This window comes from Pseudoalteromonas sp. 1181_04 (assembly GCF_052850545.1).
Genome location: NZ_VXCS01000019.1, coordinates 1 through 21,060, shown reverse-complemented (window position 1 = coordinate 21,060; position 21,060 = coordinate 1). Strand labels below are relative to the sequence as shown.

The 21,060-nt window shown below is 41.4% G+C and carries 20 protein-coding genes; 12 read left to right on the top strand and 8 right to left on the bottom strand.

All coding sequences use genetic code 11. The features are described 5' to 3' along the window. Window positions 1-207: 207 nt before the first annotated feature. Window positions 208-780 (bottom strand): elongation factor P-like protein EfpL, encoded by a 573-nt coding sequence (gene efpL / locus FW757_RS16070; protein WP_145240366.1) that lies wholly within the window; start codon window positions 778-780, stop codon window positions 208-210. Between the two features lie 202 nt (window positions 781-982). On the opposite strand from efpL, the gene FW757_RS16065 reads away from it, so the two are divergent. Next, window positions 983-1,369, top strand: coding sequence for an MmcQ/YjbR family DNA-binding protein (locus FW757_RS16065; protein WP_182718614.1), 387 nt, complete (start codon window positions 983-985; stop codon window positions 1,367-1,369). A gap of 53 nt (window positions 1,370-1,422) precedes the next feature. Here FW757_RS16065 and FW757_RS16060 read toward each other — a convergent pair whose 3' ends face one another. The 3 genes from FW757_RS16060 to fadI form a co-directional block, all read right to left on the bottom strand. After that, complete coding sequence (locus tag FW757_RS16060; protein WP_446441433.1) at window positions 1,423-1,941, bottom strand: GNAT family N-acetyltransferase; 519 nt, start codon at window positions 1,939-1,941, stop codon at window positions 1,423-1,425. 145 nt (window positions 1,942-2,086) lie between these two features. Next, window positions 2,087-4,381, bottom strand: a complete 2,295-nt coding sequence (fadJ, locus tag FW757_RS16055) for a fatty acid oxidation complex subunit alpha FadJ (RefSeq protein ID WP_182731357.1) — start codon at window positions 4,379-4,381, stop codon at window positions 2,087-2,089. Further along, complete coding sequence (gene fadI, locus FW757_RS16050) at window positions 4,381-5,691, bottom strand: acetyl-CoA C-acyltransferase FadI (RefSeq protein ID WP_145240359.1); 1,311 nt, start codon at window positions 5,689-5,691, stop codon at window positions 4,381-4,383. Before fadI ends, fadJ begins: the two co-directional genes overlap by 1 nt. Window positions 5,692-5,976: 285 nt before the next feature. On the opposite strand from fadI, the gene FW757_RS16045 reads away from it, so the two are divergent. The 9 genes from FW757_RS16045 to FW757_RS16005 all read left to right on the top strand — a co-directional run bounded on the left by FW757_RS16045 (window position 5,977) and on the right by FW757_RS16005 (window position 15,274). Next, window positions 5,977-6,933: an AAA family ATPase gene (locus tag FW757_RS16045; RefSeq protein ID WP_182718611.1), complete on the top strand. Its 957-nt coding sequence runs from the start codon at window positions 5,977-5,979 to the stop codon at window positions 6,931-6,933. A 3-nt stretch (window positions 6,934-6,936) separates the two neighbouring features. Beyond that, complete coding sequence (locus FW757_RS16040; protein ID WP_145240355.1) at window positions 6,937-7,881, top strand: DUF58 domain-containing protein; 945 nt, start codon at window positions 6,937-6,939, stop codon at window positions 7,879-7,881. Window position 7,882: 1 nt separating this feature from the next. Then, window positions 7,883-8,320 carry a DUF4381 domain-containing protein gene (locus FW757_RS16035; protein WP_145240353.1) on the top strand — a complete coding sequence of 146 codons (438 nt, stop codon included), beginning with the start codon at window positions 7,883-7,885 and terminating at the stop codon, window positions 8,318-8,320. Further along, window positions 8,313-9,299, top strand: coding sequence for a vWA domain-containing protein (locus FW757_RS16030; protein ID WP_145240351.1), 987 nt, complete (start codon window positions 8,313-8,315; stop codon window positions 9,297-9,299). Before FW757_RS16035 ends, FW757_RS16030 begins: the two co-directional genes overlap by 8 nt. Beyond that, window positions 9,299-11,152: a VWA domain-containing protein gene (locus tag FW757_RS16025; protein WP_446441432.1), complete on the top strand. Its 1,854-nt coding sequence runs from the start codon at window positions 9,299-9,301 to the stop codon at window positions 11,150-11,152. The genes FW757_RS16030 and FW757_RS16025 overlap by 1 nt, the downstream gene beginning before the upstream one ends. Further along, window positions 11,146-12,792 (top strand): BatD family protein, encoded by a 1,647-nt coding sequence (locus tag FW757_RS16020; protein WP_182740091.1) that lies wholly within the window; start codon window positions 11,146-11,148, stop codon window positions 12,790-12,792. Before FW757_RS16025 ends, FW757_RS16020 begins: the two co-directional genes overlap by 7 nt. 69 nt (window positions 12,793-12,861) lie before the next feature. Further along, entirely contained in the window at window positions 12,862-13,419 is a 558-nt protein-coding gene (locus FW757_RS16015; RefSeq protein ID WP_182718608.1) for a sigma-70 family RNA polymerase sigma factor, read from the top strand. Beyond that, entirely contained in the window at window positions 13,419-14,222 is an 804-nt protein-coding gene (locus tag FW757_RS16010; RefSeq protein WP_182767930.1) for a DUF3379 family protein, read from the top strand. The genes FW757_RS16015 and FW757_RS16010 overlap by 1 nt, the downstream gene beginning before the upstream one ends. A 212-nt stretch (window positions 14,223-14,434) precedes the next feature. Beyond that, window positions 14,435-15,274, top strand: a complete 840-nt coding sequence (locus FW757_RS16005; protein WP_182761612.1) for a Tim44 domain-containing protein — start codon at window positions 14,435-14,437, stop codon at window positions 15,272-15,274. 126 nt (window positions 15,275-15,400) lie between these two features. Here the strand turns inward: FW757_RS16005 and FW757_RS16000 are convergent, their stop codons facing one another. The 4 genes from FW757_RS16000 to FW757_RS15985 all read right to left on the bottom strand — a co-directional run bounded on the left by FW757_RS16000 (window position 15,401) and on the right by FW757_RS15985 (window position 19,348). After that, window positions 15,401-16,591 carry an amino acid aminotransferase gene (locus tag FW757_RS16000; RefSeq protein ID WP_149983417.1) on the bottom strand — a complete coding sequence of 397 codons (1,191 nt, stop codon included), beginning with the start codon at window positions 16,589-16,591 and terminating at the stop codon, window positions 15,401-15,403. Window positions 16,592-16,670: 79 nt separating this feature from the next. Then, the gene (locus FW757_RS15995) at window positions 16,671-17,330 is read right to left on the bottom strand and encodes a histidine kinase (RefSeq protein WP_182740821.1); all 660 of its coding nucleotides are present in this window, start codon (window positions 17,328-17,330) and stop codon (window positions 16,671-16,673) included. A 54-nt stretch (window positions 17,331-17,384) separates the two neighbouring features. Further along, window positions 17,385-19,043, bottom strand: coding sequence for an ATP-binding SpoIIE family protein phosphatase (locus FW757_RS15990; RefSeq protein ID WP_446441431.1), 1,659 nt, complete (start codon window positions 19,041-19,043; stop codon window positions 17,385-17,387). After that, window positions 19,043-19,348: an STAS domain-containing protein gene (locus FW757_RS15985; RefSeq protein WP_145240332.1), complete on the bottom strand. Its 306-nt coding sequence runs from the start codon at window positions 19,346-19,348 to the stop codon at window positions 19,043-19,045. Before FW757_RS15985 ends, FW757_RS15990 begins: the two co-directional genes overlap by 1 nt. A 157-nt stretch (window positions 19,349-19,505) precedes the next feature. On the opposite strand from FW757_RS15985, the gene FW757_RS15980 reads away from it, so the two are divergent. Continuing rightward, complete coding sequence (locus tag FW757_RS15980; RefSeq protein WP_145240330.1) at window positions 19,506-19,835, top strand: stress response translation initiation inhibitor YciH; 330 nt, start codon at window positions 19,506-19,508, stop codon at window positions 19,833-19,835. Window positions 19,836-19,975: 140 nt separating this feature from the next. Beyond that, the gene (locus tag FW757_RS15975) at window positions 19,976-20,527 is read left to right on the top strand and encodes a hypothetical protein (protein WP_182740823.1); all 552 of its coding nucleotides are present in this window, start codon (window positions 19,976-19,978) and stop codon (window positions 20,525-20,527) included. Window positions 20,528-21,060: the final 533 nt, after the last annotated feature.

Genomic DNA, 21,060 nt, shown 5'->3' with positions numbered 1-21,060 from the left:
GTATTTATAAACTCGGTAAAAATAACAAAACATAGAGGGGATTTAAGTGTGGAGGGGATTGATTATTCAATTTAGTTCAAGAGTTTTTTCTCACCCTGCTTTAAATAAAGAATATACCTACGAAGTCCATAAAACACCCAAGCTACTTAAATTAATTAAATAGCTTGGGTGTTTGATGGATTAATACTGCAAAAGACGTAAAGATTATTATTTTTCAGCACGGCCCATAAATTTATGCTCTGCGGTATTAATACGGATGCGGTCACCTGTAGAAATATGCTCCGGCACTTGAATGATCAAACCAGTTGATAATCGTGCAGGTTTAGAGCGAGCGCTCGCTGAAGCACCTTTAATTGAAGGGTCTGTTTCTTCAACCACAAGTTCAACACTTGATGGTAAATCTAATCCCACTGGTGCGCCATCAATTACAATGACATGCACGCCTTGGGTTTCTTCGTTGACGAATAAAATTTCTTCGCTGATCGCTTCTTTATTAAGATTATATGGCGTGTAATCTTCGTTATCCATAAATACGTATTCTTCGCCATCTAAATACGAGAACATTGCTTCACGACGAGTTAAATCAGCTAGTTTTAACATGTCGCTATCTTTGAATGTTTCATCTACTTTGCTACCAGTTACTACATCGTACAAGCGCATACGGTACAAACTTCCACCAGCACGGCCTTGTGGTACAGAACGAACAATATCTTTAACCACTAAAACGCGGCCATTAAACTCAATCGCAGTACCTTTTTTAACTTCACTTGCCTTTGGCATCAGTGTATTTCCTATAATTTATAAATCCCCAGAAACATACCACGAACTGGATTTTCTTCAATAAGAAAATATCACATACCGCTATTTTTCTCGTAGGGCCTGTATTTACTCATAAATTTTACCTATTAATCGATTTTTCATGACTAAACTACGAAAAAGCTGCTATGGTTAAACTACCAAAAATGACCTCAAGGACTGGATCATGGATCAGCACACTGCACATGAGTATTTAGCAAAAAAACCTCTGGTTATGGTTACCAAACCTTTCGGCCAAGAAGTTGATGTATATAAAGTAAACCATAAAATGTTTGCCACTTTATCGGTTGGCAACGAAGGGGAAACTGACGAAGACGGCAACCCTATTTGGTGGATGAATTTAAAATGCGACCCGGATGAAGCGCAATCACTTCGTGATATTTTTCCTTCAGTGATCCCGGGCTATCATATGAATAAACGGTTATGGAATACTGTTATTTTAGATGGCTCAATCCCGCAAGGTGAAATTGAACGTATGATTGATAATTCATTTAACTTAGTGGTTGCCAATATGCCGGAAAAAGATCGCAAAGCGATTGAAATTCATATGTAAGTCAAAATTTTAATGTTGTACTGCGCAAGCTACTTGTTCAGTACAACTTAGCCTTACTCAGTAAACGTTAGTAAAAAATGATGATCATCAAATAATACCCCACCAATTTCGTAAGCTGACGGTTCAACGCTAACTAACTTAAAGCCACATTTAGTCAACACTTTTTCTGAGCCTACATTCCCTTTCGTAACCACAGCAGTAAATTGTTGAATGTTAAACGCTGTCGTCGCCCATGTTAAAAATGCTTGTAGTGCTTCAGTTGCATAACCTTGACCATAAAACTCAGGCATTAACAGATAACCAACTTCGGGAGTGTTTGATGAGGATGTTGTAAGCCCTGTAACGCCCACTTTTTTGCCTGTTTTTATTTCAATGATCATCAAACACAAAGACTTATTAGCTGTAGGGTGCCCCGGCGCCAACCGCTGCATAAACTTATTACGTATTTGCGTATCAGAAGGCCTGTCAAAACATTTTTCAATAACGCATGGCTCATCATGCAAAGCTAAAAAAAACGCCCAATCGTCTTGTTCAAGGAGCCTCAATTGTAATCTTACAGTGCTGATGTTCATTATTCGTCTTTACGCGGTATCAGTTAGGGATGCCCCTGTTATAACAACAAAGCAAAATGATTTCAGCAACTAAATTTTTTAAATTCTAGGCATAAAAAAACGCACTTCAAACTATCCGTGCGTTTTTATAACTAGCAATTAAATACTATTTCACTTTATCATCGCTTGCATCGGCTGGGTGCGTGTCGGTTACCGATTCAGCTTCAGTAGCTGGCGCTGGCGGAACAATAACTTCTTGAGCCTCAACCGCTTCGACAGGTTCTACATCGGTAACGTCTTGCGTAGCCGCCACGGTTTGTTCTACCACAACTGCTTTACTTGGCTGTGCAGGCTCAGGCTGATAAAAGCTTGCACCAGCATCAGCCATCGCAACTAAAGCTGCACACGGCGCAAATACCGGGTTAAAGTTAGCAAAAGTAGCCATTTCTGAGCTTACTTTGTTTGCGCCAAGTTTATCCATATAGCTAAATGGACCACCTAAAAATGGCGGGAAGCCAATACCAAAGATTGCGCCAATATCACCATCACGAGGACTGGCAATAATGCCTTCGTCTAAACAGCGGGCAGCTTCGTTAAGCATTTGTGCCACACAACGTTTAGCAATTTCGCTTTTATTTAAACGCGGTGATGGGCTCACGCCGAGTAATTCGTAAACTGATTCGTCTACTTTTTTAGCTTTCTTATCGTAAAGATAAAAACCACGGCCAGTCTTCCGGCCTAAGCGTTTGGCATCAATTAAACGTGAAAACGCATCGGGTGCTTTAAAACGATCACCGAGTTCTTTTTCAAGAATTGGCGCAATCTTAGAGCCGATATCAATGCCGACTTCGTCTAATAGTGCTAATGGTCCAACAGGGAAACCAAACTCAACGAGTGCCGCATCAATCTTTTCAATTGGCTCACCTGCCAGTAATAAGTTAGCCGCTTCATTCACATAAGGCGCTAAAATACGGTTAACGTAAAAGCCTGCGCTATCTTTAACAACGATTGGTGTTTTACCTTGCTTACGGGCAAAATTTACAATCCGGGCGATAGTCTCTTCTGAGGTGCCTTCGTGTGGAATGATTTCAACCAATGGCATTTTCTCAACTGGTGAGAAATAATGTAAGCCAATTACATTCTCTGGACGGGCAGCTTCTGCCGCAATTTGTGAGATAGGCAATGATGACGTGTTACTAGCAAAAATTGTGTTTGCTTGGCATTCACGTTCTACATCTGCCACCATACCTTGCTTAAGGCTTAGGTCTTCAAATACCGCTTCAATCACTAAATCAATGTGTTTAAAACCACTGTAGTTAGTTGTACCAGTAATTCGGTTCATAGTTTGTTGCAGTTCAGCCTTAGATAAAATACGGCGCTTTTGCTTTTTATCTAAAATTTTATAGCTGTAATTCATGGCATTACTTATGCCCTGCTCTGCAACATCTTTGATACGAACTGGTACACCGGCTTTTACAGCACTAACATGGGCAATACCTGCGCCCATTAAACCACCGCCTAGTACGGCTGTTTTAGTGATTGCTGGAGCGTCGTCGTTGCGCCACTCTTTTTTCATTTCAGTGGTGGCAAAAAATATCCCACGTAATGACTTTGATTCGCTACTCATTACTAAAGTAGCAAAACCTTCCGCTTCTGTTTTATAAGCTTTTAGTTCATCCAGCTCAACACTTGCGCGTATTGCTTTGATAATAGCCAACGGCGCAGGATAATGACCACCGGTTTTTTTCAGTACATTTTCTTGTGCTTTTTTAAAGATGAAGTTTCGGCCAAACGGATTCGATTCTAATAATTGGCTAATACGATCAAGCTTAGGCTTGGCCGCTTTCGCTTTACCTTTTGAAGCAAATTCTTTTGCTACTTTTAGCAATACGGTCTGTGGTACACAATCATCTACCAAACCCGATTTTTTAGCTTGTTTCGCGCGAATTTGTTTACCTGTTAACGTCCACTCAAGGGCTTTTTGCAAACCAACCAGTTTAGGCAAGCGTTGCGTTCCACCACCACCGGGTAATAAACCAAGTTGTACTTCAGGTAAGCCTAGTTTAGTGATATCACTGTCTGTACATACGCGATAATCGCACGCCAAGGCAAATTCTAAACCACCACCCAATGCCGCACCATGAATGGCACTAACAGTTGGAAATGGCAGTTTTTTCATATCAAAAAATGCACGGTGGCATAATTCGCTGATCGCCAGTGCATCATCACGGCTTTGCACGTTATCAAGCATTTTTACATCAGCACCAGCAATAAAGTTATCGCTTTTACCACTAATGAATACCATGCCCTTCACTGACTGCTGTTTTGCGTCATCAAGCAAGGCTGTTAAATCATCTGCAAAAGTGTCGCGCAGGGTATTCATTTTTTCGCCCGGCACATCAATGGTGACAACGGCAATACCGCTATCATCAACGTCTAAATTAAATACTGACTGTGTCATTACGCACTCTCCAATACAAAGGCTGCACCTAAGCCACCTGCGGCACACGCAGTTGTTAGTGCTAAGCCACCGCCACGGCGGTTGAGTTCATGTAAACTTTGGGTGATAAGTCGTGCGCCGGTGGCTGCAAATGGATGACCATATGCAAGCGAACCGCCTAAAACGTTAAACTTATCCATGTTAATTTCACCAATCGCTTTGCTGCGACCGAGTTTTTCTTGCGCAAACTTATCTGAGGCAAACATTTTCATGTTCGCTAACGTTTGTGCTGCAAAGGCTTCGTGCATTTCAATTAAATCAAGATCGGCAAGCGTTATGCCAGCTCTCGCTAAGGCAACAGGCGTTGAATGAGCCGGCCCCATTAGCATGTCTTCATTCACACCAATGGCAGAGAATGCAAAGCTACGTACATAACCTAAAATGTTATAGCCTAATGCTTTGGCTTTACTTTCGCTCATCATTAATACCGCTGCTGCACCATCAGTTAGCGGTGTTGAGTTTGCCGCAGTGACTGAGCCATGCTGACGGTCAAACGCTGGTTTTAATTTAGCGTACCCTTCAACCGTTGAATTATGGCGAATATTATTATCTTGTTCGATAAAACTTTTATACGGCGGTAAATGTGCAGTCATCACTTCATCAGCAAGTTTACCATCTGCCCATGCTTGGCTAGCAAGAGTATGTGAACGATGAGCTAAGGCATCTTGATCTTCACGGCTAATACTGTGAGTTTTTGCCATCTGCTCGGCAGTTTGGCCCATAGATAAACCAGTTGAATATTCTGCAACCGCAGGCGGTACTGGTAATAAATCTTTTAAACGCAGCTTAGAGAATATTTTTAAGCGTTGCCCTAAGGTACGTGCTTTATTAAGATCAACAAGGCTACCTGCTAATTTTTTACTTACGCCGATTGGCAATACCGATGACGAGTCTGCACCACCAGCAATACCCACTTGCACCGAACCTGCCATGATTGATTCAGCCACATTAGCAATCGCCTGAAAACTAGTGGCACAAGCGCGTGATACGGAGTACGCATCAACAGATACTGGCATGCCAGTACCCAATACAATTTCGCGGGCAATGTTTGGCGCTTCTGGCATTTGTACTACTTGACCAAACACTAATTGATCAATTTCAGATTTATCAAAGTTAAGACGTTCAAGCATTTCGTTAACGACTAACTTCCCCATATCAAGGGCTGGTACATGATGAAATGCAGTTGCTTGTTTAGCAAATGGCGTACGTAAACCACTGACGATGGCAATACGATCGCCCTTTGCTGTTTTTAGTATATTTTGCTCAGACATTAATGCTCTCCCGCTGACAGGTCTGACCTGTTTGTTTTCCTCGATTCTAAACAACCCGTGTGCTAAAGCCAATAGCGAAATTGAAAATAGTATAATTAGTTACCAACCATAGGCTTTTTTTAGCATATTTACAAAAAATACTGCGCTTTCTATGCTAGGGTAAAAATCGTTAAAAAATAACGAACTATTTTGAAAACTTGAGTCTAACACTTGTGTTATAAACTATTTACCCATATTACTAGTTAAGCTTTTATAAACCTTGCAAATCAGGACAGTTTTTTTACTATGGCCACTAACGTATTTTCACAATTAAAAACTTATTTAGATAGCCAAATTATTGGCCAGCCAGAATTAACGCAAGCACTACTTATTGCTATTTTAGCCGATGGTCACTTATTAGTAGAAGGCCCTCCAGGGCTTGCTAAAACTCGCGCAGTAAATGCATTAGCCAAAGGCGTTGAAGGCTCATTCCAACGCGTACAGTTTACCCCAGATCTATTACCTGCTGACGTAACCGGTACTGATATTTATCGCCAACAGACCAGCGAATTCGTTTTTGAAAAAGGCCCACTCTTTCATAACCTTATTTTAGCCGACGAAATTAACCGTGCCCCAGCTAAAGTGCAATCAGCCTTATTAGAAGCCATGGCTGAGCGCCAAGTCACGGTTGGTAAAAACACTTATCCGCTGTCGGATTTATTTATGGTGATGGCAACCCAAAATCCACTGGAGCAAGAAGGTACTTACCCGCTACCAGAGGCGCAATTAGACCGTTTCTTACTCCACCTAAGTATTGATTATCCAGGCGCCGAGCATGAGCTTGATATTTTACGCCTTACCCGTGGCGAAGCGTTGAGCGAGCATCAAGCACCAGCACAACAAATTAGTCAAAGCGATTTATTTGCCTCTCGCAAAGCAATTTTAGGGCTGTATTTAGCCGAGCCACTTGAGCAATATTTAGTGCAACTTATTATTGCAACGCGTGAAGGCGCAAAACTAGACGCCCAATTAGGCAGCTGGATTGAATATGGCGCAAGTCCGCGTGCCACCATCGCCTTAGATAAATGTGCCCGTGCTCATGCATGGTTACAAGGTCGTGACTTTGTTGCTCCAGATGATATTCAAGCTGTGTTACATAATGTTCTGCGCCATCGCATTATTTTAAGCTATGAAGCACAAGCCGATGGTATTACTAAAGATCAAGTCATTAGCCGTATTTTAGAACTTGTTGCCGTGCCATAAACCATGCAAAGCCAATTAGATAACCAACAGTGGCTCAGCCTAAGTCATAGCCATGGGGTCGACTTAGGCTTGAAAGAGCTGATGTATTATAAAGCGAAAGCTCGCTTATTAGAGCTTGCGCCAAAAGTTAAAATTAGAAATAGCCTGACCGGCCAATATCTCGCGCCTCATAAAGGCCGTGGTATGGAGTTTGCTGAAGTACGTCATTATCAACAAGGCGATGATATTCGCTCAATTGATTGGCGCGTTACAGCACGTACTGGCGAAACACACACTAAGTTGTTTCAAGAGGAAAAAGAACGGCCAGTGTTTGTGTTTACAGACTTTTCTAATTCAATGCTGTTTGGCTCAAAGCTATTACTTAAATCTGTGCAAGCGGCGCATATCAGTGCCTTGGTTGCGTGGTCAGCGTGCCAACGCGGCGATCGCATCGGTGGCATAGTGTTTAATCAACACGGTCATTTAGAGCTCAAGCCCAGCGCCCGCGAAAAAGCCGTGTTAAAACTATGCCACAATTTGTGTAATAACCACCAGCAAGCACTCGCGCAGATTGATGAGCCCGCAGACAATAAACTCAGTGATAACCTAAAACGTTTGAATCATTTAGCCAAGCCGGGCAGCTTAGTCTATTTAGTGTCTGATTTTAGCGCCCTTGATGATGCCAGTTTTAAACAACTCGAAATACTGAGTCGACATTGTGAACTGATCGGCTGCCATATTAGCGACCCATTTGAGCATCAGCTACCGGCGTTTAAACAAACAGTCACGGTGAGCGCCAACGGCAGTGACTTTGCGTTACCGCTGATGGATAAAAGTTTTCGTGATAAATTTGCTAAAACTGCTGAGCAAGCATTTACCACACGAATGCAACGCTTAACTAAATCGGGTCTTAATTTAATATCATTCAATGCAGCCACACCTCTTGAGCTGCAATTAGTGAGAAAGTAATATGCAAACCTCTCCATTAGCTGGCCTCCATGATGTGATTGTGCCAAGCCATGTTTCTTGGTGGCCTTTAGCACCTATTTGGTGGCTCATCATTGTCGTGTTACTCGTAACTGTAAGCTTTATAAGTTACCAGTTGTACCGGGCACGGCAGTTTAAAAAAGCCAAACGCCAAGCTATTTCCCTCAGTGAACAACACGCAGAAGATGCCCAGCAACTACATATTTTAATTAAACGCCTGGTTTTACACTATTATCAGCAAAGTGCTGCATCACAAGGCACGAAACAATGGTGTATTACTCTAAATAAGCTGACCGGACAACAATTTACTGAACACGAGCTGATGAGCCTTTATCAATCACAAAGCAATCAAACTGCGCTGGCACAGAAATTAAAACTCGCCATTGTGCAATTTAAATTAAAGGAGCCGCTGAATGTTTGAATTTAGCTGGCCTTGGTTATTTGTATTATTACCGCTGCCTTGGTTGTTGCGCTTATTTAAGCCAGTGCACAGTGAAGGCAATACCCGCTTACGTATTCCAAGCTTCGCCAAACACAATTTAGGCGCGCAAGTTGTCCAGCAACAGGCGCGTGGTATTAGTATATTTGAATGGTTGGTTTGGTTGCTTTTAGTCACCGCTTTAGCTAACCCAACCTGGCTTGATGAGCCAATTACCTTACCTAACGAAGGCCGCGATATCATGCTAGCTGTGGATTTGTCAGGATCAATGACCGAGCAAGATATGGCTTATCAGGGCCAATATGTTGACCGTTTAACTATGGTAAAAGCGGTATTAAGTGACTTTATTGAGCAACGTCAAGGCGATCGTTTAGGGCTGATTTTATTTGGTGATACGGCATTTTTACAAACACCACTAACGCGAGACGTTAAAACCGTAAGCCAAATGCTATCAGAAGCGCAAATAGGCTTGGTTGGCCGTGCCACCGCCATTGGCGATGCACTGGGCTTATCAGTAAAACGTTTTGCCAGTAAAGATGAAAGCAATCGCATTGTAGTGTTATTAACAGATGGTCAAAACACCGCCGGTAACTTAGATCCAGAAGAAGCCCTACTGCTTGCCCGCGAAGAAGGCATTAAAGTGTATACCATCGGCGTAGGCTCTGATAATCCGCGTGGCTTTAGCTTATTTAATATGGGTGGCATGAGCGGAGGTAGTTTAGATGAAACCCTGCTAAAACGTATTGCCGAACAAACTGGCGGCCTTTATTTTCGCGCAAAAGACGTTGCCGGCTTACAACAAATTTATCAAGAACTTGATAAACTTGAGCCGATCAGCGCTGATGAGCAAACCTTTCGCCCACAAAGTGCGTTATTTTACTTCCCTTTATTAATTGCACTGACCTTGATTGGTCTGCGCGTTATGTTTATCAGTGCAAAAGCATTAAGACAGGAGGCCTAATGGACTTTGAATTTATCCGCCCGACCGTATTGTGGTTATTAGTTCCTGTGTGTTTAGTGTTTACTATTGCAATGATAAAGCACAAGAAAACCAGCCAAGGTGAATTAATAGCAGCTCACTTAGCAAAATTTGTGATCAACACCAACAACCAAAAAAACACGCAACCCATGTGGCTAATTGCCCTCTTTGCAGTGTTAGCCGTTATTTTTAGCGCAGGGCCCAGTTTTGAAGAAAAACAAGTGCCGGTATTTCAAAGCAAAAATGCCCGTGTAATTGTGATGGATATGTCGCTATCGATGTACAGCACGGATATTGCGCCCAGTCGTTTAGTGCAAGCGCGCTTCAAAGCGCTGGATATGATCAAACTATTTAAAGAAGGTGACACTGCGTTAGTGGCCTATGCAGGCACTGCTTATACCATTTCGCCGCTAACCAATGATGCCGCGACGCTTGAAAACCTGATCCCAAGTTTAAGCCCAGATATCATGCCTGATAAAGGCTCCAACGTACTTGCTGGGCTTGATGCTGCAAAAGAGTTATTAACACAAGCCGGATACCTTGAAGGCGATATTATCTTAGTAACAGATGGTATTGAACAAAGTGAGCAACAAGATATCAGCCAATTTACAGACGCTAACCCTTATCGATTAAACATTTACGGTATCGGAACAGAGCAAGGCGCGCCAATTAAACTTCCTGAAGGTGGGTTTTTAAAAGATAGTTACGGGCAAATTGTGGTGCCCACCATCAACATCAGTATGCTTAATGGTCTAGCAAGAAACAGTGGCGGTAAATTTGCGACTTATCAACCGAGTGCCCGCGATATTCAAATTTTTGCTCCCAGTGCAAATAGTGAAATACTGAAAAATGAAAAACAAAGTCAAGCGCTCTGGCGTATTGATGCGGGGATTTATGGCTTGTTTATTTTACTGCCAATGATGCTGTGGATTTTTCGCCGAGGAGCTTTTGCAGCTGCATTTTTAGTGGTGAGCTTTTTACCGCAACACAATGCTTATGCAGTAGAGCTGCCTTCAGTATTTAAAAATCAAGATCAACGTGCGCTGGACGCTTATCAACAGGGTGAATATGAGCAAGCTGCCACAGCAGATTCTAGTCAATTAAAAGGCGCTGCGCTTTACCAGCAAGGTAATTTTGATGCTGCTTTGGCACAATTTAGCCAAGATAAAAGCGCCACTGGTTTATATAATTACGGTAATGCTCTAGCAAAGGCAGGCAAGCTAGACGAAGCAATTGCCGCCTATCAGCAAGCACAAACTTTGCAAGACGACTTTACCCAAGCAAAAGAAAATCAGGCACTTGTTGAGCAATTGAAAAATCAACAGCAGCAAAATCAACAAGGCCAAGACGGCGAACAAGATCAAGATCAAGACCAAGACCAAGACCAAAAAAGCCAAGATGGTGAACAAGGTCAAGATCAGCAAAATAAAGATAAGTCACAGCAAGGTGAGCAGCCAAATCAGGATCAGCAATCTCAACAAAGCGATGAATCTGAGCAAAGTGATGAACAGCAGACTGATGATAAACAGCAAGATGGCAATCCATCTGATCAACAAACTGATAAGCAAAACGATCCACAAATGGAGGCTGAACCTCAGCAAGGTGATAAAACTGATGAGCAACAGCAACAAGCTGAAGAAGCGGCAAAGCAGCAAGCTGTGCAAGCACAAACCGCAGAGCTTACCAACGAAGAAAAAGAGAAAGCGCAGCAGCTTAGTCAGTTATTGCGAAAAGTACCCGATGATCCCGCAATCCTGTTACGTAACAAAATGCAATTAGAAGCCCAAAAACGAAACAATCAACGCCGTCCACAAGGAGTCGAAAAATCATGGTAATGCGATTAATCTGTTGTTTATTGCTTATCAGCGCTATGCCCTCGTGGGCCGTTACGCAATTACAAGCCAGTGTTGATAAAAACCCGGTACTAGCGGGTGAATTTTTTATGCTCAATATCAGTGCAGATGACACCATAAAAAATGATCAACCTGATACCTCTGTCCTGTTAAAAGACTTCGTGGTTGGCCGCACCAGTGTCAGCACCCGCACAAACATCATTAATGGTAGTATTTCAAAAGAAACCACCTGGTCTATTAAACTTATGACCCGCACTGCCGGTGATTATACAATCCCAGCATTTAGTGTAGCTGGTGTCAGCTCTGCGCCCATTGCATTAAAAGTGGCTGAACGCAGTAAAGATGCGCAGCAAAACAACGATATTTTTATTAAAGCATCGCTTTCAAGTGACAGCCTATTTGTTCAAGAGGCAGGGCTTTACACGGTTAAGCTATATCTTGCCAAAGAGTTACTTGATGGTAATTTAAGTGCCCCCGCGATGCCCGATGCGCAGCTAAGTCAAATCGGCAAGCAGACTGAAAACTATGAACTTGTTGATGGTAAGCGTTACTTAGTGATCACTCGCGAGTATTTAGTACAGCCCCAAAAAAGTGGTAGTTACACGATTCAAGCACCAACTTTTCAAGGTCGAATTCGCCAAGACTATCGCCAATTAGATGTATCTGCACTGGGTGATAATGTCGATATTGAAATTAAACCGATACCAAGTGACTACCAAGGTGCATGGCTGCCTAGTGAATTAGTTAATTTAGATGAGCAATGGCAACCCGCTGACGACACAGTAGAAGTGGGTACACCTATTACGCGAACGCTGACCTTAACTGCACTTGGTATCACCAAAGAGCAACTACCTGATATTGAATTACCTGAAATCAAAGGTATTCGCAGTTACCCAGATGAAAAAGAAAATAATCATTTGGTTCGCGATGGTCGGGTAATATCACAACAAACAGCCTCGTACGCATTGTTACCGCAGATGCCAGGCACTTATACACTGCCAGAGGTAAGCGTGCCTTGGTATAACACCAAGATTAACCGGATCAGTTATGCAACACTACCAGCTCGTACTATTACAGTAACACCTAGTAGCACAAGCACTCCAGCAGCCGTTGCTGCGCAGCCACTTACGCCATCACAAAGCGCAACAACAGATGCTGCAGCAATAAGTTATCAAGCAACGCCGATAAATCAGTATCCGCTATGGTTAATTATTATCAGTGTGATTGGTTATTTATTATGGTTTATTACCTTGATTTTATGGTGGCGCAGTCAATCTCAGCGCAGCTTGATGCAAGCAAAGCCGACAGTAACCCATAGTGATTCATCAATTTCATTAGATGAATTAAAGAAACACGCTAAAAGCAATGATGTAAGTGCCTTTTATCAGGCGCTAAATCGTTACGCAATGCACTTAACAAAACAATCGAGCGGTGCAATAGACAAGCTTGAACAACTAGCTGATAATGCACAGCTTAGTCAACATATTGCTAAACTACGGGCTGCACTCTATAGTCCTAATGATACAGATGTTGATTTAATTGCGATTGTCGGCATGTTAGAAGAGCAACGTAAAGTACAAAAAAAATCACAACAAGCTGTATTAAAAGGACTTTATAAATAGAGTTTAAGTGACGGGGAGCAATCCCCGCGCTCAAATAGTAAATAACTTAAAATAAATAAAAAAGTGCTTATGCTTGGAAATGAAAACTCTAAAAGTCAGGTCTTAGTTGATATGGCAGAGAAAAAAACACGCTATGAAAAACTTGTTCATGTTTATCATAGCGAATTATATCGCTTTGCTTATTGGCTCTGCCGCGACCCTAATATTGCCGAAGATCTTGTCCAAGAAACATTTTTACGTGCTTGGCGATCTCTGGATTCATTATTAGATCAAAAAGCAGCTAAGCCATGGCTATTGACGATTTTACGCCGGGAAAATGCCCGTCGTTTTGAACGCAAACAATTTGATTATAGCGATGTTGAAAACGACACCTTAGTTGACGAAAAAAGCGTCACCTTGGATGACGAAATGGAACAAACAGTGATCCAACGTCACATCGCTAAGTTACCTGATGAATACCGCGAGCCATTATTATTACAAGTCGTTATGGGCTGCTCCGGTGAAGAGATAGCAGAAATATTAGATTTAAACAAAAACACGGTTATGACGCGTTTATACCGCGCCAGAAACCAGTTAAAAGAGGCATTGAGCCGTGATGATGAACAACTTAAAGGGGCATCAAATTAATGGATGATCTCGAGTTTCGTCGCCGAATTAGCGCACAGCCAAACAGCACAGATAAGGAGCTTGTGGAGTTTGCAGAGCAACACTCTGAGCGACAAGAATTTATTAATGATATGCAGGCCTTTGATTTAGAGCTTGCCAATGCACTTGACGTACCGGTGCCAGCAGGTCTTGCCGAGCGTATTTTGGCAAACACCGCAGCGCATGCACAAAACGAGTCGCTCACAACTGAGCAACTCAACCAAGCACCAGCTGATACCAGCGCGCAAACACCGCCGCAACGAACAGATAATCTAGTTGAGGCAAGTACACGTTTTAAACGTGCTCGTTTACCACTTGCCATGGCAGCCTCAGTATTGGTGGCTGTGGGGGCATTTTTATTTAGCAGCGAACAAAATGTCGCGTACGCAGCTGGCGAACATGCGCTTGCTCATGTTTACTATGAAATTAATTCGCTGCAAAAGACCGAAGCAATCAGCTTAGCAACGGTAAATGAAAAATTTGCTGTGCTAGGCGGCCATTTAGATGAATTGCCAGGTAAAGTGACTTACTTAATGTTTTGTGACTTTAAGGGACAAAAGGGATTACACCTGGTTTTTGAATCAGACTATGGCCCGATGACGGTATTTATAGTGCCATCAAAACAGCAATCGTTCGGCATCGGCGACGATGATTTTCAAGACGATCGTTTTGAAGGCCATATTAACCGTGGTACTAATGCAGATACTATTTTAGTAGCAAGTCTTGGTGCGCCATTAGAAAATTACAATGATCGTATTAATGGTGCGATCCGCTGGTTAAATTAACCTTCCTTTTGCATTGCCGTTATTATGGCGGCAATGCAATTTATACCTTCGCGAAACAATCGTTATATTCTTCCTGCTTGAACCAATAATTGCTTTTAAATTAGTCTATTGACCAAGCTACTGAGCATTTTAGAACTAATTCAGTTTGTCGCTATTTATCTAATTCCTGAACTACTTTAGAATCGCCGTTCTAATTTGTTTTAAGGAACTTCATGAAAAACCTGATTGTTATATTTTCATTGCTTGCTCTACTATGTACTGCAAGTTTTGATGCACAAGCACGTAAAAAGTTTGGTAGTAAAAAACGTGGCCAAACACCAGAAACACAACAAACCGCACAAAAACAACAAACAGATACCAATACCCTCGCCCCTGCTGCAAAACCAAAATCAAGCAAAAAAGGCATGATGGCAGGTATTTTTGGCGGCTTATTAGCCGGTGGATTAATCGCCGCAATGATGGGCGATGACTTTGAAGGGATGCAACTACTTGAGATAATTTTAATGGCAGGTATTGCCTTTATTATCTTTAAACTTGTCATCGGTATAATGCGTCGTAAAAACGCCCCTGTAATGGCGCATGGCCAAGGAGCATTTACTGCACCGCAAATGAAACAAACTGCGCCTGAGCACACCACTACAAGTGGATTTAGTCAAACCAATGACGTACCGTTTAATTTACCCGCTAACTTTGATACTAACGGCTTTTTACAAGGTGCGCGTAGCCATTATCATACTTTGCAAACAGCATGGAATAATGCTGACTATGCAACGATGGCTGAATACTTAAGCCCTGAACTAGTCGCTGAATTTAAAGCGGAACGTGAAGCGATTGACTGCGTTGCAACTGACGTGATGTTTATTGATGCAGAACTTGTACGTGCCGATACCGACGCACAAAAATGGCAAGTAAGTGTTCGTTTTAAAGGAAAGTACCGTGACTTAGGCGATAATAAAGAACAGCCTATTTTAGAAATTTGGCACTTAGAGCGTGCCACCAGCGATGATGCGCCTTGGTTGATTGTTGGTGTTGAAGATTTAATTGACGCGTAGTTCTAGGTTCTAGGTTCTAGGTTCTAGGTTCTAGGTTCTAGGTTCTAGGTTCTAGGTTAAAAAATAAAACCGCACAACAATAAGTTAGTGCGGTTTTTTATTTCAATAAACGCTATTTAAATAAGATTATTTACAAACATCTGCAACAGCATTTGCAAAGTAATCGATATTAGCTTGACTGATACCCGCTACGTTAACGCGGCTTGAACCAACAATGTAGATACCGTATTCTTTTTGCAGGCGCTCAATTTGTTCTTTATTAATACCTAAGAAAGAAAACATACCGTGTTGACGGTCAATAAATGAGAAGTCTTGAGCAATCTCTTTTGCCGCTAGACTGTCTTTGATCAAAGTACGTAGGCCATTGATACGGTTACGCATTTCATCAAGTTCACTGTGCCATTGTTGTGTCAGTTCTGTACTGCTTAAAATAGTATTTACAATATCTGCACCGTGCGCAGGTGGCATTGAATAAATGCTACGTACCACACTTAACATAACAGAGTTTGAAATGTCTGCTGTTGCACTGTCTTTAGCAATAATTGAACATGCACCAATACGCTCGCGGTATAAACCAAAGTTTTTCGAACATGAAGAACAAATGATTAACTCATCAACTGCATTGGCTAAAATACGTAAACCGTTTGCATCTTCTTCAAGGCTAGAACCAAAACCTTGATATGCAATATCAACCAGCGGTGTAAAGCCAACATCTTTTGCCAGTTCAGCAACCGTGTTCCACTGTGCTTCGTTTAAGTCCATACCACTTGGGTTATGACAACATGCGTGCAGTAATACCACATCACCTTTTGGCACTTGGGTAAGGGTTTCGATCATTTCATCAAATAATAAATCTTTGTTTTCATAATCGTAGTACGGGTATTCTTTAACTGTTAGGCCAGCGGCTTCAAACAAGCTAATGTGGTTTGCCCAAGTAGGATTAGTAACCCATACTGTCGCACCTGGATTACAGCGAACTATAAATTCAGCTGCAACTCGCAGTGCACCTGTACCGCCTGGTGCTTGTGCTGTACGAACACGATTAGCTAATAACGCTTGGTGCTCACCTAATAATAGGTTTTCCATTTTTTGGCAGTAATCTAAGTTACCCGCCAAACCAATGTATGATTTGCTAGTTTCGTTTTCAAGACGAAACGCTTCAGCTTTTTTAACTGCTTTTAATACCGGCGTATTACCGAATTCGTCTTTATAAACACCAACCCCTAAGTCAATCTTATTTGGGTTAGTATCTTGCTTATAGGCCGCCATAAGGCCAAGAATAGGATCAGTGGGTAATGGTTTTAATACTGAGAACATTGACTATCTCTTTCATTATTTAGGGGTTAGCTGTTGCACTTAGCTTAACATAAAAGCTCACTAGATTGACTAGTGTTATTTACACTAAAAAGTGAGGAATTTTAATACAGCACGCAATTAATAGCGCTAATGTTTGCTGGTTGAAAAAATCGTTATTAAAGGCTTCGCCATCAACAATACCAACGCAGCGATTTGCACTGTCAAAAAGCGGTAAACAGGCTTCTGATTTTACTTTAGGGTCGCAAGTATAATATTCACCACCCGCAGCCAAATACTGCTCAACGTTGTTGATCACTCGCCCTTTACTACTCAGTGCCACCTGCACATTATTACTACCAGCAGCAAATGCTTCGGTAAGCGGAAAAAGCGGTCGACTTGGCGCGCCAAAGTAAGTCAGTTTAAGTAATTGCTGACCCTCAGGTGTTGCTGTACTTTGGTAAATGCCGTACCAATCAACCTTAGTTTGCGCTACAACGTAATCAACAATCAGTTGTAATTGAGCAAGCTTTTGCGTGGTGTGCTGATCTTGCGGTAAAAAATCAGTGAGTTTAAACGGCTCATCTTGTAAGTAACCAAATAAACTGCACGCCCCGCCTTCACCCAATTCTGGTATTTGATATTGCCAGCGTACCGCAGGAAGCGACTGATTTGATAAATAGCTTTCGAGCTTAGTAAGCTCAGCAGAGACTAACTGAGCAGGCACATCTAACTGCGCAAGAGATAAATAAGAAGAAACCATTTAGCCATCCAAACATCTAAAAAAATGAATCATAGCATGGCTAAACAATCACGACTAGCTTTGTTGTTGCACCAATCGATAACACATTTCAATTTGATTACCCGATGAGTTATAAGTCACCTGCTCTGCTATTTCTTCTAATATCGATAACCCACGACCGTGCTCGCGATTATTACTGTTAGCATTACTGTCGGTGCTTGCAAAACCATTGCCAGAATCGCAAATTATAAAATACAGGCTCAATGTATCAGGGCAATAACGTATATCCACAATGATCAATGCATCAACGAGCTTAGCTAATGTTGCTTCTCGAAGTTGATAATACTCAATAAAACCATCCTCTTTATTTTTAATCGCTGAATCGAGTCCTAATACACCGTGATCAAGTGCATTGTTATATGCCTCAGAGAGCAGTAAAAAAATATCAGAGCGGTGCTCTTTTAGCCCGCCAACTTGAGTGAGCACTTCAACGATTTCAAGCACCGGGTCGGTTTGTTTTATTTGCTGTGAATTAAGCGTTAAAGAAAAATTAAAGGGTAACCGAGAGTAAGCGGCTTGCTCTTCAGCCGCAGCAGGAACCGCCATGCAATTAAAAAGCACTAAACTAAGGTCATCCTGTTGTTTGCTACCATGAGCAAACTTGGTCACTTGCCCGATCACATCTTGACTAGTCACTTTAGGCTTGCTTGCAAGTGCCTTTATAAAGCGTTGCTCTGCAAAAAATTCACCGTCTGCATTGGTGGTTTCTATAATACCGTCGGTGGCCAGCGCCAAACGCATACTGCTATCAACTTCAAAATGAATTAATTCACGTTCAAATTCGTCGCCTTCTAAAATCCCTAAAGCCATGTGCTGTGACTCTAAGGTTTTTAATACGCTTCCTTGTTGATCAATTAAATAAGCGTCAGGCAAGCCACCAAGCCAAGCTGAAACACTTTTCCCGGAGCTACTTAACTCAATAATTGTCGCGGCACAAAACATATGACCGGGCAATAATTGTACTAATACGGCATTAACTTCTGCGGCAATATCACTGACCGCCATGCCTTTATTAACCATAGTGTAAAACACTTTCGATGCCGGTAATGCCCCCACCGCAGCTGCTAAACCATGGCCAGTAAAATCCCCCAGCATACAATACAAACTACCAATTGGACTTTGCCCAACCAAACACATATCACCATTAAACATAGAAGCCGGTGAAAGATGAAAATCAATGTTGTTGGTAAACTTATGTTGGTTTTCTAAGGCATTATTAAAAATATGCTCAACTATTTCGTGCTCGCGCTCGGTTTGATTGTAATGATATTCTAATAACTTATTTTGTTCGTGGGTCTTTAAGCTCAGCTTACGGGTGCGGCTATGAGCTTTTATTTTCGCGGTTAAAATTACTTTATCAAACGGTTTATGAATAAAGTCATCACCACCGACCTCTAAACAACGTTCAAAACTGTTTTGATCTTCCAAAGAGGTTATAAAAATAATTGGTAGGTGAACATCGTTGTATAACAGCTTAATTTTTGTCGCTGTTTCATAGCCATCCATTACTGGCATTATTACATCGAGTAGCACAATATCAATGCTTTGCTGTGCTAATATTGCTAATGCTTCAACACCGTTAGCGGCAGTCGATACCTCGTAATTTTGTTGCACCAGCATTACTTTCAAAAGCGTACAATTAAGTGGCTGATCATCAACAACGAGAATATGCATTAATCAATATCAAACTTTTTATCAAAACGTGATATTTGCAGGATTTTTTTCAGTTGCGGCTGACAATTACTGATTTGAATTGCATCAACTGAGGTACCCAAGGTCTTTTTCATATTCAGTAACATACCAAGTGCGGAGCTATCCATGTAATCTGTTTCTCGCAAGTCAATTACGACCTTAGCGGTTTTTTCATTGATATCGGAATACGACTGTCGAAATGACTGCACTAAATTAAAGTCGAACTTCCCTTTAATTTGAATAGTCAGTGTAGCACCATCTGCTGATGCACTCTTACTTAGACCCATTAGTTAACTCCTGCTCAGATTATCCATTCTTAATTAGTATTAAATATAACTTGTTAATGATAAATCACCAAAAATAAAACACCCTATGCACAAATTTGTTTTAGATTTGATATTATCTAGGCCATTGTTTATTTAACTTTTTAAATGCAGGTTAAGCATGAGTGATAGTAATCTCGTTTATTCAACCGAAACAGGCCGTATCAGCCAACCAAAACCAAGCACAGAAGTGGCTAGTAAAGTATTTAAAGACGGCGCCCTGCGCATCGAACGCCAAACCAAAGGCCGTAAAGGTAAAGGTGTTATGTTGGTAACTGGTATTGACAGCGAGCAACACGATTTAAAAAAACTCGCCAAAACCATTAAAAGTAAAATGGGCCAAGGCGGCGCGGTAAAAGACGGCATCATTGAAGTACAAGGCGACGACCGCGAAAAACTCAAAGCCATCCTCGAAGCACTTAAATTCAAAGTCAAAATTGCCGGAGGGTGAGCCGCCGGTTTGCCTATAAAAAGCAGAGACTTGATGACCTAATTGCATATATGTACTTTCTTAATTTATGATCAATGTATTGTAATACAAAGAAAAACATCAGAGATAAAATTGTCTACTCCCACACAAAGAGAGCTTAAATGATATTAGATAATCTACCCAATAAAAAACTAGTCTCTGCTCTAAAAGCTAGTGCAGCTTTGGATATAGAGCTTTGTGAAGACGAATACCTAAGGTGCTTTTCTTACAAAGCTAATTGGGCGCCAGGGATAGACGTTGCTTCATATGAAAATGGTGGTGGTGATGAAATCGTCATTGTCATAAAAGGTGATGCTATTTTAATTAAAGGCTTCGATCATGAATCAGAAGTTAGTCCTCATGCTCAAGAAGAGTTTAGAATTTGGCCAGGGATGTATGAAGGGGCTCCTGAAGAACTGCTCGGCGTTTTAGATAACGATTTCTTCGAAATAGCTCATGTGACCTTTTGTTTTTGGCGTACTTCCAACTCAGGGTCATGGCAACAAGGAACTGTTAATTTCCAAAACAATGAAGATAACGGAGCTAGTTGGCTGCTCCCTGCAATCACTATAACTCCAGAATATTTTATTGAGTATGCGAAGGACTACTACCAAGATGACTTTAATAAAATAACACCAGCTAGGGTACACCAAGTATTCAGCGAATATGAATAGCACAAAACTTTATCGGTGCTGTTGATACAATAAAACAAAGTAATAAAGTAATAAAGTAGCGTGGTAACTTGCTTCGCTTGTTCCTCGCGATTTAGCCACTCTCATTTTACCGCCAACTGCAGCGTTAATTTAACTGGAGCAACACTCAATTATGGATGATGTATCGAAGCAATTTAAACCAGTAAAAAAACGGTTTTATCTCATATTACTATTAACTGTTGTATGCTTTTCAAGTGGCTTTATTCTTCAATATTTTGATATTAAGTTTCTAAATCCTTTTTATGGTGCATTAATCGGAGTGCTCATATTTAACGTTGGTATTTGGTTGTATTACAGGTGTCCAAAATGTAACTCTATTCCATTTGCATCAGGTAGTGAAGGCGTAGAAATCAGACCTAAACTCTGCCATAAATGTGGTGCTAAATTCAGGTCAAAATAAACTAATAGATAGCAGCAAAGCCAAAGGGACTAATGCGGAGCAATAAAAGACGGCATCATCGAAGTTCAAGCGGTTGAAAAAGCATTATCTCAAT

Excerpts from the sequence above, each read along its gene's own strand:
- efpL (WP_145240366.1), bottom strand. The coding sequence starts at position 780 with ATGCCAAAGGCAAGTGAAGTTAAAAAAGGTACTGCGATTGAGTTTAAT.
- FW757_RS16065 (WP_182718614.1), top strand. The coding sequence starts at position 983 with ATGGATCAGCACACTGCACATGAGTATTTAGCAAAAAAACCTCTGGTT.
- FW757_RS16060 (WP_446441433.1), bottom strand. The coding sequence starts at position 1,941 with ATGAACATCAGCACTGTAAGATTACAATTGAGGCTCCTTGAACAAGAC.
- fadJ (WP_182731357.1), bottom strand. The coding sequence starts at position 4,381 with ATGACACAGTCAGTATTTAATTTAGACGTTGATGATAGCGGTATTGCC.
- fadI (WP_145240359.1), bottom strand. The coding sequence starts at position 5,691 with ATGTCTGAGCAAAATATACTAAAAACAGCAAAGGGCGATCGTATTGCC.
- FW757_RS16045 (WP_182718611.1), top strand. The coding sequence starts at position 5,977 with ATGGCCACTAACGTATTTTCACAATTAAAAACTTATTTAGATAGCCAA.
- FW757_RS16040 (WP_145240355.1), top strand. The coding sequence starts at position 6,937 with ATGCAAAGCCAATTAGATAACCAACAGTGGCTCAGCCTAAGTCATAGC.
- FW757_RS16035 (WP_145240353.1), top strand. The coding sequence starts at position 7,883 with ATGCAAACCTCTCCATTAGCTGGCCTCCATGATGTGATTGTGCCAAGC.
- FW757_RS16030 (WP_145240351.1), top strand. The coding sequence starts at position 8,313 with ATGTTTGAATTTAGCTGGCCTTGGTTATTTGTATTATTACCGCTGCCT.
- FW757_RS16025 (WP_446441432.1), top strand. The coding sequence starts at position 9,299 with ATGGACTTTGAATTTATCCGCCCGACCGTATTGTGGTTATTAGTTCCT.
- FW757_RS16020 (WP_182740091.1), top strand. The coding sequence starts at position 11,146 with ATGGTAATGCGATTAATCTGTTGTTTATTGCTTATCAGCGCTATGCCC.
- FW757_RS16015 (WP_182718608.1), top strand. The coding sequence starts at position 12,862 with ATGCTTGGAAATGAAAACTCTAAAAGTCAGGTCTTAGTTGATATGGCA.
- FW757_RS16010 (WP_182767930.1), top strand. The coding sequence starts at position 13,419 with ATGGATGATCTCGAGTTTCGTCGCCGAATTAGCGCACAGCCAAACAGC.
- FW757_RS16005 (WP_182761612.1), top strand. The coding sequence starts at position 14,435 with ATGAAAAACCTGATTGTTATATTTTCATTGCTTGCTCTACTATGTACT.
- FW757_RS16000 (WP_149983417.1), bottom strand. The coding sequence starts at position 16,591 with ATGTTCTCAGTATTAAAACCATTACCCACTGATCCTATTCTTGGCCTT.
- FW757_RS15995 (WP_182740821.1), bottom strand. The coding sequence starts at position 17,330 with ATGGTTTCTTCTTATTTATCTCTTGCGCAGTTAGATGTGCCTGCTCAG.
- FW757_RS15990 (WP_446441431.1), bottom strand. The coding sequence starts at position 19,043 with ATGCATATTCTCGTTGTTGATGATCAGCCACTTAATTGTACGCTTTTG.
- FW757_RS15985 (WP_145240332.1), bottom strand. The coding sequence starts at position 19,348 with ATGGGTCTAAGTAAGAGTGCATCAGCAGATGGTGCTACACTGACTATT.
- FW757_RS15980 (WP_145240330.1), top strand. The coding sequence starts at position 19,506 with ATGAGTGATAGTAATCTCGTTTATTCAACCGAAACAGGCCGTATCAGC.
- FW757_RS15975 (WP_182740823.1), top strand. The coding sequence starts at position 19,976 with ATGATATTAGATAATCTACCCAATAAAAAACTAGTCTCTGCTCTAAAA.